The sequence below is a fragment of the Chryseobacterium sp. SIMBA_029 genome, from assembly GCF_046535275.1.
Taxonomy (GTDB): domain Bacteria; phylum Bacteroidota; class Bacteroidia; order Flavobacteriales; family Weeksellaceae; genus Chryseobacterium.
In genome coordinates this window covers 348,756-357,509 of sequence record NZ_JAWRXA010000006.1, presented here as the reverse complement: position 1 = coordinate 357,509, position 8,754 = coordinate 348,756, and the positions used below count along the sequence as shown (strand labels likewise).

The 8,754-nt window shown below is 29.4% G+C and carries 17 protein-coding genes and 2 pseudogenes; all 19 read left to right on the top strand.

The window, feature by feature from the left end; translation table 11 throughout:
* A partial coding sequence (locus SB679_RS13650) for a polymorphic toxin-type HINT domain-containing protein (protein ID WP_410702851.1) occupies positions 1-2,133 on the top strand: 2,133 nt, incomplete at its 5' end.
* Complete coding sequence (locus SB679_RS13645) at positions 2,133-2,753, top strand: hypothetical protein (RefSeq protein ID WP_073336969.1); 621 nt, start codon at positions 2,133-2,135, stop codon at positions 2,751-2,753. The genes SB679_RS13650 and SB679_RS13645, both read left to right, overlap by 1 nt.
* A 77-nt stretch (positions 2,754-2,830) precedes the next feature.
* Complete coding sequence (locus tag SB679_RS13640) at positions 2,831-3,004, top strand: hypothetical protein (protein ID WP_410702850.1); 174 nt, start codon at positions 2,831-2,833, stop codon at positions 3,002-3,004.
* A 23-nt stretch (positions 3,005-3,027) separates the two neighbouring features.
* Entirely contained in the window at positions 3,028-3,219 is a 192-nt protein-coding gene (locus SB679_RS13635) for a hypothetical protein (RefSeq protein ID WP_410702849.1), read from the top strand.
* 2 nt (positions 3,220-3,221) lie between these two features.
* Entirely contained in the window at positions 3,222-3,833 is a 612-nt protein-coding gene (locus tag SB679_RS13630) for a hypothetical protein (protein ID WP_410702848.1), read from the top strand.
* A gap of 76 nt (positions 3,834-3,909) precedes the next feature.
* Positions 3,910-4,314, top strand: coding sequence for a hypothetical protein (locus SB679_RS13625; protein ID WP_410702847.1), 405 nt, complete (start codon positions 3,910-3,912; stop codon positions 4,312-4,314).
* Between the two features lie 4 nt (positions 4,315-4,318).
* Positions 4,319-4,786 (top strand): CPCC family cysteine-rich protein, encoded by a 468-nt coding sequence (locus SB679_RS13620; RefSeq protein ID WP_410702846.1) that lies wholly within the window; start codon positions 4,319-4,321, stop codon positions 4,784-4,786.
* A gap of 25 nt (positions 4,787-4,811) precedes the next feature.
* Entirely contained in the window at positions 4,812-5,336 is a 525-nt protein-coding gene (locus SB679_RS13615; protein WP_410702845.1) for a polymorphic toxin-type HINT domain-containing protein, read from the top strand.
* 2 nt (positions 5,337-5,338) lie between these two features.
* Positions 5,339-5,662 carry a hypothetical protein gene (locus SB679_RS13610; protein WP_410702844.1) on the top strand — a complete coding sequence of 108 codons (324 nt, stop codon included), beginning with the start codon at positions 5,339-5,341 and terminating at the stop codon, positions 5,660-5,662.
* Positions 5,659-5,958: a hypothetical protein gene (locus SB679_RS13605; protein ID WP_410702843.1), complete on the top strand. Its 300-nt coding sequence runs from the start codon at positions 5,659-5,661 to the stop codon at positions 5,956-5,958. Before SB679_RS13610 ends, SB679_RS13605 begins: the two co-directional genes overlap by 4 nt.
* A gap of 10 nt (positions 5,959-5,968) precedes the next feature.
* Positions 5,969-6,082: pseudogene (locus SB679_RS13600) on the top strand (hypothetical protein); the annotation flags it as partial.
* A gap of 36 nt (positions 6,083-6,118) precedes the next feature.
* Positions 6,119-6,391, top strand: coding sequence for a hypothetical protein (locus SB679_RS13595; RefSeq protein WP_410702842.1), 273 nt, complete (start codon positions 6,119-6,121; stop codon positions 6,389-6,391).
* 2 nt (positions 6,392-6,393) lie between these two features.
* On the top strand, positions 6,394-7,005 hold the full coding sequence (locus SB679_RS13590) for a hypothetical protein (RefSeq protein ID WP_410702841.1): 612 nt from the start codon (positions 6,394-6,396) through the stop codon (positions 7,003-7,005).
* 52 nt (positions 7,006-7,057) lie between these two features.
* A pseudogene (locus tag SB679_RS13585) lies at positions 7,058-7,162 on the top strand (hypothetical protein); the annotation flags it as partial.
* 36 nt (positions 7,163-7,198) lie between these two features.
* Positions 7,199-7,495, top strand: a complete 297-nt coding sequence (locus SB679_RS13580; protein WP_410702862.1) for a papain fold toxin domain-containing protein — start codon at positions 7,199-7,201, stop codon at positions 7,493-7,495.
* A 9-nt stretch (positions 7,496-7,504) separates the two neighbouring features.
* Complete coding sequence (locus tag SB679_RS13575) at positions 7,505-7,798, top strand: hypothetical protein (protein ID WP_410702840.1); 294 nt, start codon at positions 7,505-7,507, stop codon at positions 7,796-7,798.
* A 30-nt stretch (positions 7,799-7,828) separates the two neighbouring features.
* A complete protein-coding gene (locus SB679_RS13570) occupies positions 7,829-8,251 on the top strand; it encodes a papain fold toxin domain-containing protein (RefSeq protein ID WP_410702839.1) in 423 nt (140 codons plus the stop codon).
* Between the two features lie 9 nt (positions 8,252-8,260).
* Positions 8,261-8,560, top strand: coding sequence for a hypothetical protein (locus tag SB679_RS13565; protein WP_410702838.1), 300 nt, complete (start codon positions 8,261-8,263; stop codon positions 8,558-8,560).
* Between the two features lie 10 nt (positions 8,561-8,570).
* Positions 8,571-8,687 (top strand): hypothetical protein, encoded by a 117-nt coding sequence (locus tag SB679_RS13560; protein ID WP_410702861.1) that lies wholly within the window; start codon positions 8,571-8,573, stop codon positions 8,685-8,687.
* Positions 8,688-8,754: the final 67 nt, after the last annotated feature.

Below are 8,754 nucleotides of genomic sequence, written 5' to 3'. Positions count from 1 at the left end.
ATAATGAGAAGATATGGCTACAGTTATGATGGAACAAACAGGTTAAGAGCAGGGTTTTACCAGACAGATGCCAATCCGTACCTTAAAGAATACAATGAGATTCTGGATTATGATTTGGGAGGAAATATTACCACATTGAAAAGGACGTCCAACTCTTCTTCCGGCACAGCAATAACCATTGACAATCTTGCTTATTCTTACGATGATGGCAATAGACTGACTAATGTTTCGGATAGTTCCCAAAACTATGCTGGCTATCCATCTTCATCCGGTACGCTTATAGATTATGATGATAATGGGAATATGACCAGTCAAAAAGATAAAGGAATAGTAAAAATAAAGTACAACTATCTTGATTTGCCATCATCTGTTATTTATGATGCTACCTATATTATACGGGATCGTTTTTTGGGAGATACTGAAAAAAATGTTAATACACAATATACGTACAGAGCGGACGGAACCAAACTGAAGGCGGAGTACTCCTATTTTTCTCCCAAAAGCCAAATAGAGCTGAAAAAAATCACTGAATACCTCGATGGCTTCCAATATGAAAATGGTGTTTTGCAGTTTTCAGCAAACGATGAAGGATATTTTGATTTTACGCAAAATAAGTATATTTACAATTATGTTGATCATCTTGGAAATGTTAGGCTAAGCTACACAAAAAATGAAACAGGAAGCGCTGCGATCATTGAAGAAAATAACTATTACCCACTTGGGCTAAGACATACAGGTTATAATGTATCCCCTGCACTAAAACCTTACCATAAACAATATAATGGTAAAGAAATACAGGAAAGCGGGATGTTGGATTACGGATGGAGAAATTATATGCCGGAAATAGGGAGATGGGGAGTAATGGATCAACTTGCTGAAAGTTATCTCTCTACCAGTCCTTATACCTATGTACTGAATAATCCTGTTAATATGTTTGATCCTGATGGAAGATTGTCTCAGGCATTTATTAGAGGTATTATGGGCTTTGCAAGTGGAACAACATTTTATAACAATAATGATAATACCTGGTCTATAAATGGCGGTAATATGGCTGTAGACGACAATGGGGTTTTAATTTCAGGATATTCTTCCCGCAGAGATGTACCGGGAACTATTTATGTTTCTGAAGTTATAGTCAAAGGAAAAAAAGGAACAGGTTTTGGTGAGGGTACTTATAATGGCGCCGTTATGTATAGCGGTATTTTAGGGGCATTACAAGACTTAAATACTGAGCAGGCAATGAGTGCGTGGCAAACTGCCATCAACGAAACGGAAATCGGTAAGTCTATAGGTTCATTAGAAAAATTCCTGTTCTTAGAGATGCCTATGAGCTTTGCGGGCGGAGAGCTTCTTTCTGCAGGATGGAGAGCAAGCGGAATAGGGCAATACATATGCGGACCTTTAGGCAGGCTCACCAATGGTCTTATTAAAATATGCTTCACAGAAGGAACTTTAGTAGCCACAGAAAAAGGCAGCAAAAAGATTGAAGATATTAAAGAAGGTGATCTTGTATGGAGCTACAATGAAGAAACAGGTAAAAAAGAACTGAAAAAAGTAGTTGAGCTATCCCGAAATACTTCTTCTTCATTAGTGAAAATCTCTGTAAACGGTACGGAAATTACCTGTACACCGGAACACCCTTTCTATGTAAACGGAAACTGGATAGAAGCTAAAAATCTTACAAAAGGAACACTTCTAACCATATTAGACGGAACAACTTCTCCTGTAGAATCTATTAATTTCTTGGATGAGAAGGTAAAAGTCTATAACTTTGAAGTAGAAGATAACCATAACTATTTTGTTTCTGAGAAAGAGATTTTAGTGCATAATACATGTTGGACAGAAAGACTTGGTATGTTTATGGAATATGCTGCAAATATTGAAACAAAATCACTTACTTCTCAAGAGGCTACTATAAATCATTTAGAAAGTGTATTTAAAATGTTGGATAAAACAAGAACAGATGAGCGGATTTTAAAATTAGTTGGAGAAACCAATGTAGTCGTTAAAGATGGCATTAAAACAATATATCAAGCTGGTAGCGCAACTGGAGGTAATTACACTAAAGTTTTTCCAAATGGAGGTTTTCAGATATTTAAAGATCATATAGTAATAATTAATAAATTGAAATAATGCATATAGAAAATTTAAAAGTGACACTATTTAATTTATATTGTAGCAATGGTGCTAATCCTTTTTTTGAATTTCTTTCTGTTGAAAATGGGAAAATAATAGCAAAAAATAGGAATGTCTATATCGAAGGAAATGAAAAAGAAATAATCGTTTTTTTTGATGAAAATTTATATTTATACCAAAAAAAATTACAATACTTAACAAAAGATAATACATATAAAACTTTTCAATCAATTAATTTTGCACTTGAATACTTTCAATATATTATTAGAGCAACTAATGATATTAGATTTGAGTTATATCATTATTTTTTATACAAATTACAAAAAAATGGAATTATAAATCGTTCTTGGAATTTTCATTATACAAATAATGAAAATATGGAAAGTATGATACTTAATCTTGGCATTTTTGATTTAATAAAAGGAGATAAAAAATTATATTTTAATATTGAAATATTATTTTTTAATGAAAACATATGTAAAATGAGGTTTATTCCCGAAAAGCCATTATGGAACGAAGGAAAAGTATGCCCCAAAAGAGATGTCGATGAAATTATAGAGTATTTCCATAATCTCCAAGCTGAAAATTACGAAGATATTCCATTAATAGAATCATAAACAAAAAAGAGTAGCTACCAGCTACTCTTTTTACAGTTTTAAAAGGAATAATTTCTCCTGTAGAATCTATTAATTTCTTGGATGAGAAAGTAAAAGTCTATAACTTTGAGGTTGAAGGCAACCATAATTATTATGTTTCTGAGAAAGGGATTTTGGTGCATAATAATTGCTGGACAGATAGAATGGCTCAATTTCTAGAATATGCTGCTAATATGAAACCAAATCTCTTACTTCACAAGAGGCTACTATAAATCATTTAGAAAGTGTATTTAAGATGTTAGATAAAACAAGAACAGATGATAGGATACTTAAATTAGTTGCCGATGATATGAGTAATATCAAGTCTATAGGTAAAGGAGTAATAGAAATAAGTCAAAAGAATGCGGGAGACGCAACTCTTGTATATCCAAATGGTGGCTTCCAAATATTTCAAAAAGGAAAAATAGTTATTAATAAAATAAAATAATAATGATCGAAAATCTCAAGAATGCAATTTTCAATATTTCAGATTTTGAATATATAAATTTTGTTCAAGACTCTACAAGTATAAAATTTATTTATCAGGATGTTATTGTTTACGGATATAAAGATTCTATTTCAGTTTTCTATGATGATTCAGAAATGGGAGTTCTTACTCAATTAAAATTTATTAATAAAGAAAACTCCTTAAAAACATTTAGTGACATTTCGAATGCTTTAAGCTATATGAACTACCTTTCTAGGGTAACTTCCGATATAAGGTATACATTGTATCATTACTTTTTACACCGATTGAAAGAAATAGAATTTAATTATACTCATTTTTCATTTGGTTTGGTAGGGAGTTATCATAATTATTCTAAGGACAATCGAAGTATTCGCTGTGATTTCGGAGATTTAAGTATAATGGATAAAAAGGTAAGATACAATTGTTTGATTATTTTTAATAATGACGGATCATGTAAGTTTTCTTTTTACCCAGAAGAACCTGCATGGAACGAAGAAAAGATATGTCCTAAGAGAGATATTGATAAAATTATAGAATATATTCTTAATCTTAAAGTTGATAATTATGAAGATATCCCATTAATAGAATCATAAACAAAAAGAGTAGCTCCCAGCTACTCTTTTTACAGTTTTAAAAGGAATAATTTCTCCTGTAGAATCTATTAATTTCTTGGATGAGAAAGTAAAAGTCTATAACTTTGAGGTTGAAGGCAACCATAATTATTATGTTTCTGAGAAAGAGGTTTTAGTGCATAATGATTGCGATATTATTTGGAAAGGATTTTCTAAAGGGGAGTTAAATGTTCACTTTTTAAAACATGGAGCAGAATTTGGTGAAATTACTCAAAGTCAATATTTGAAACTTGCTAAAGGTTTTGCCAGTGAAGCAGGCGAACATATCGAACAACAGACTGTTGGGAAATTTTTAATTAAGTATAATAAAAACACTCAGGATATTCTTGTAGGAAGAATGGACTTAAGAGAAATTAGAACATTTTACAGGGCAAATCCAGCCATGACTAAAATAAATCCATTTCAAGATGCTCTTGATTTTGCTGCAACTTTAACAAAATAAAATTATGATAAGTTTAGATTTAAATACTGTTATAGAAATATTATCGTTAAATGAATATTCAAAAATGACATTTGAAGAAAAAGAAGAATTAATTGAACTTGAAGGAATTGAAGAAGAAGAAATTTTTGAATACCTAAAAGAAAAATATATTGGTTTAAAGGTTTCATATATTGAAGAAAAAATCAAAACACAATATCAATTATCAATTAATGTTAATGGTTTTCCAAAAGAGTTGTTTCCTTGTCCTTGTTGTAATTACAAAACAATTAAGGAAAAAGGAAATTATCAAATTTGTAAGGTGTGCTTTTGGGAAGATGATGGAAATAATGATAGGTCTAGGTATAGTCATGTAAATCACATGACATTAGGAGAAGCAAAAGATAATTTTAAAATAAAAGGAGCTATTTTAGATAAATTTTTAAAATATGTAGACGGAGATGGTAAATTGAAGTATTATAAGGACGAATCTTAATATAGTTATTATAAGAGGCTGAGTTTTGTACAGCCTCTTTTTATTTATACATAAAGGAAGCTGGATCGAAGCCAAAAACCTTGCAAAAGGTACACTTTTAACCACTTTAGACGGAACAACTTCTCCTATAGAATCGATTAATTTCTTGGATGAGAAAGTAAAAGTCTATAACTTTGAGGTTGAAGGCAACCATAATTATTATGTTTCTGAGAAAGGGATTTTGGTGCATAATGATTGTTTAGATTGGCTTAGTAAAGCAAGAAGTTTAAGCGTTATTAGAAATGGTTGTGAGGTTGTAGCAGACAGAGTTGTAAAATCTTTAGGACAAGGTGCAGAATATTTACAAATTACACCAAGATTTGGACTTGAATTGGGTGATGTAATGGGACAAAATTCGGGATGGAGATGGCACGTAACAGCGATAAAGGATGGAAGGGTCTTTGATCGATTAACAGGAAAAGCTGGAATGATGTTAGATGATTATATCAAATTATTCGATTTTAATGAATCAATAAATTTTGAAGTAACCGCAACAAGAACATTAAAATAATTATGGAAAATAAAATTCTAGACACAATAAAATATATCAGACATAGACCAAAAATGTTTTTTTGGAACGATGACACTTTTAACAGTTATATTATATATTTTCAAGGTTTTTTTTATAGTTTTGATTGTTCCACTAATATTAATTTAGAAAGAGAACTTTCAGGATGGTATCAAAATAGGGTTAAATTTAAAGCTCCTAATATGAGTTGGTTTTCTCAATTTGACCATATAAATAAAGATTTAACCGAAAAAGAAAAAATAGAAAAACTATTAAATACTTTAGAAGATTTCTTTAAAGAATATTTCTACAATAAGAATTATCCATGACTATACACGAAATATTCCCTTACATTGAGCAAAGACCTTTAATGTATTTAAAAACGAAAGATATTTATCTCTTAGATTCATTTATTGGAGGATATTTAACTTGTCAACAAATTCATGATAAGAATTTTAATGATATAAATTTTCAATCTGACTTTCATGAATGGCTAAGAAAGAAATTTAATTTTGATTTAGGTTTTACTTGGGCTGATTATATTTTTAAGATAAGTCAGAATGAAAATGTAAATTCTGTAGATATTTTTTTTAGAGAGTATTATCTATTTAAAAAAGGACAATAAATATTAAGAAATATTCCTTTACTATTTTGGTAAAGGAATATTTTTAAATGAGAAAGTAAAAGTCTATAACTTTGAAGTTGAGGGCAACCATAATTATTATGTTTCTGAGAAAGGGATTTTGGTGCATAATACATGTTGGACGGAAAGACTTGGAATGTTTATGGAATATGCTGCTAATATTGAAACAAAATCACTTACTTCTCAAGAGGCTACTATAAATCATTTAGAAAGTGTATTTAAGATGTTAGATAAAACAAGAACAGATGATAGGATACTTAAATTAATTGCCGATGATATGAGTAATGTCAAGTCTGTAGGTAAAGGAGTAATAGAGATAAGTCAAAAGAATGCGGGAGACGCAACTCTTGTATATCCAAATGGTGGCTTCCAAATATTTCAAAAAGGAAAAATAGTTATTAATAAAATAAAATAATAATGATCGAAAAACTTAAAAATGCAATTTTTAATATTTCAGATTTTGAGTATATAAATTTTGTTCAAAACTCTAAAAGTATAAAATTTATCTATCATGATGTTATTGTTTACGGATATAAAGATTCTATTTCAGTTTTTTATGATGATGCAGAAATGGGAGTCCTTACTCAATTAAAATTTATTAATAAAGAAAACTCTTTAAAAACATTTAGTGACATTTCGAATGCTTTAGACTACATGAAGTACCTTTCTAAGGTAACTTCTGATGTAAAGTATGCATCATATCATTACTTTTTACACCGATTAAAAGAAATAGAATTTAATTATACTCATTTTTCATTCGGTTTGGTAGGGAGTTATCATAATTATTCTAAGGACAATCGAAGTATTCGCTGTGATTTCGGAGATTTAAGTATAATGGATAAAAAGGTAAGATACAATTGTTTGATTATTTTTAATAATGACGGATCATGTAAGTTTTCTTTTTACCCAGAAGAACCTGCATGGAACGAAGAAAAGATATGTCCTAAGAGAGATATTGATAAAATTATAGAATATATTCTTAATCTTAAAGTTGATAATTATGAAGATATCCCATTAATAGAATCATAAACAAAAAGAGTAGCTACCAGCTACTCTTTTTACAGTTTTAAAAGGAACAACTTCTCTTGTAGAATCTATTAATTTCTTGGATGAGAAAGTAAAAGTCTATAACTTTGAAGTAGGAGACAACCATAATTATTATGTTTCTGAGAAAGGTATTTTGGTGCATAATGATTGTGGAATCAATGCCATTATTGATGCAATGCCCTCTTCATTAAAGCAACTTAATATGTGTAAAGATTTTGCTGCAAGCTTAATGGAAAGAATGACAGCACAAGGTCTAAAAGGAGAATTATTAACATTGAAATCTCAAACAGATTTTATTTGGTCTAATGCATTTAATAGAACCATTACTACAAATGGGGATCATGTTGGTGTAAAAGTAGGTAATATAGTGTACGATAATTTGTATCCAAAAGGAATTGAATATACTAAATGGTTAATGGATTTAGAAGTTGATTCTCCAATTCTTGGAATGCCAAAAGTAACACCTTTTTAAAAATAAGTTATGAAATTTGAAGAACTAATGTCTTATATTGAAATAAGACCACAACAATTTATAGGTGAAAAAGACATATTTTTACTAAATGCTTTTTTAACAGGTTATCTTTGTAATGATTCAATAAGATTAGGGGAAAGAGCTGAATATGATTTTAGATCTGATTTTAATGATTGGTTACAGAATAAATTTAACTATCATAATTTATTTTCGTGGTCAAACATTATAAGTGAGATTAGCAAAAAAGAAAATTTGAATTCGGTAGATGTATTCTTTAGAGAATATCATTTATTTAAAAAATAGCTATAACTATTTAAGTATTCCCTTGTTAAAATGGCAAGGGAATTTTTATTGAAATTAAAAGTCTATAACTTTGAAGTAGAAGACAACCATAATTATTATGTTTCTGAGAAAGGGATTTTGGTACATAATGATTGTGGAATCAATGCCATTATTGATGCAATGCCCTCTTCATTAAAGCAACTTAATATGTGTAAAGATTTTGCTTCAAGCTTAATGGAAAGAATGACGGCACAAGGTATAAAAGGAGAAATGGTTACGCTAAAATCATCAAGAAATATCTGGTCTGATGCATTTAATATGAATATTAGCACAAATGGAGACCATGTTGGAGTAAAAGTTGGAAATATGGTTTATGATAATTTATATCCACAAGGAATTAAATTTTCTAATTGGATGACGGATTTACAAGTTGGTTCTCCAATAGTTCAGGGGCCGTTTATAACACCTTTTTAAATTTAAATTATGACTATACACGAAATTTTGCCATATATTGAGCAAAGACCTTTAATGTATTTAAAAACAAAAGATATTTATCTTTTAGATTCATTTATTGGAGGATATTTATCTTGTCAACAAATTCATGATAAGAATTTTAATGATATAAATTTTCAATCTGACTTTCATGAATGGATAAGAAAGAAATTTAATTTTGATTTAGGTTTTACTTGGGCTGATTATATTTTTAAGATAAGTCAGAATGAAAACACAAATTCTGTAGATGTTTTTTTTAGAGAGTATTATCTATTTAAAAAAGAACAATAAATATTAATAAATATTCCTTTACTATTTTGGTAAAGGAATATTTTTAAATGAGAAAGTAAAAGTCTTTAACTTTGAGGTAGAAGATAACCATAATTATTGTGTTTCTGAGAAAGGGCTTTTTGGATGAGATTGTAATTCTTAGAATGTTTAATTTATAGTTTTTTACCAAACCAAAGGATTTGTGCGGTAGCGTG

What these genes read in the sequence shown, in the direction of transcription:
- SB679_RS13630 (WP_410702848.1), top strand. Translation starts at nt 3,222, where the DNA reads ATGATCGAAAATCTCAAGAATGCAATTTTCAATATTTCAGATTTTGAA.
- SB679_RS13570 (WP_410702839.1), top strand. Translation starts at nt 7,829, where the DNA reads ATGGCAAGGGAATTTTTATTGAAATTAAAAGTCTATAACTTTGAAGTA.
- SB679_RS13580 (WP_410702862.1), top strand. Translation starts at nt 7,199, where the DNA reads ATGCCCTCTTCATTAAAGCAACTTAATATGTGTAAAGATTTTGCTGCA.
- SB679_RS13565 (WP_410702838.1), top strand. Translation starts at nt 8,261, where the DNA reads ATGACTATACACGAAATTTTGCCATATATTGAGCAAAGACCTTTAATG.
- SB679_RS13605 (WP_410702843.1), top strand. Translation starts at nt 5,659, where the DNA reads ATGACTATACACGAAATATTCCCTTACATTGAGCAAAGACCTTTAATG.
- SB679_RS13635 (WP_410702849.1), top strand. Translation starts at nt 3,028, where the DNA reads ATGTTAGATAAAACAAGAACAGATGATAGGATACTTAAATTAGTTGCC.
- SB679_RS13645 (WP_073336969.1), top strand. Translation starts at nt 2,133, where the DNA reads ATGCATATAGAAAATTTAAAAGTGACACTATTTAATTTATATTGTAGC.
- SB679_RS13590 (WP_410702841.1), top strand. Translation starts at nt 6,394, where the DNA reads ATGATCGAAAAACTTAAAAATGCAATTTTTAATATTTCAGATTTTGAG.
- SB679_RS13620 (WP_410702846.1), top strand. Translation starts at nt 4,319, where the DNA reads ATGATAAGTTTAGATTTAAATACTGTTATAGAAATATTATCGTTAAAT.
- SB679_RS13610 (WP_410702844.1), top strand. Translation starts at nt 5,339, where the DNA reads ATGGAAAATAAAATTCTAGACACAATAAAATATATCAGACATAGACCA.
- SB679_RS13575 (WP_410702840.1), top strand. Translation starts at nt 7,505, where the DNA reads ATGAAATTTGAAGAACTAATGTCTTATATTGAAATAAGACCACAACAA.
- SB679_RS13595 (WP_410702842.1), top strand. Translation starts at nt 6,119, where the DNA reads ATGGAATATGCTGCTAATATTGAAACAAAATCACTTACTTCTCAAGAG.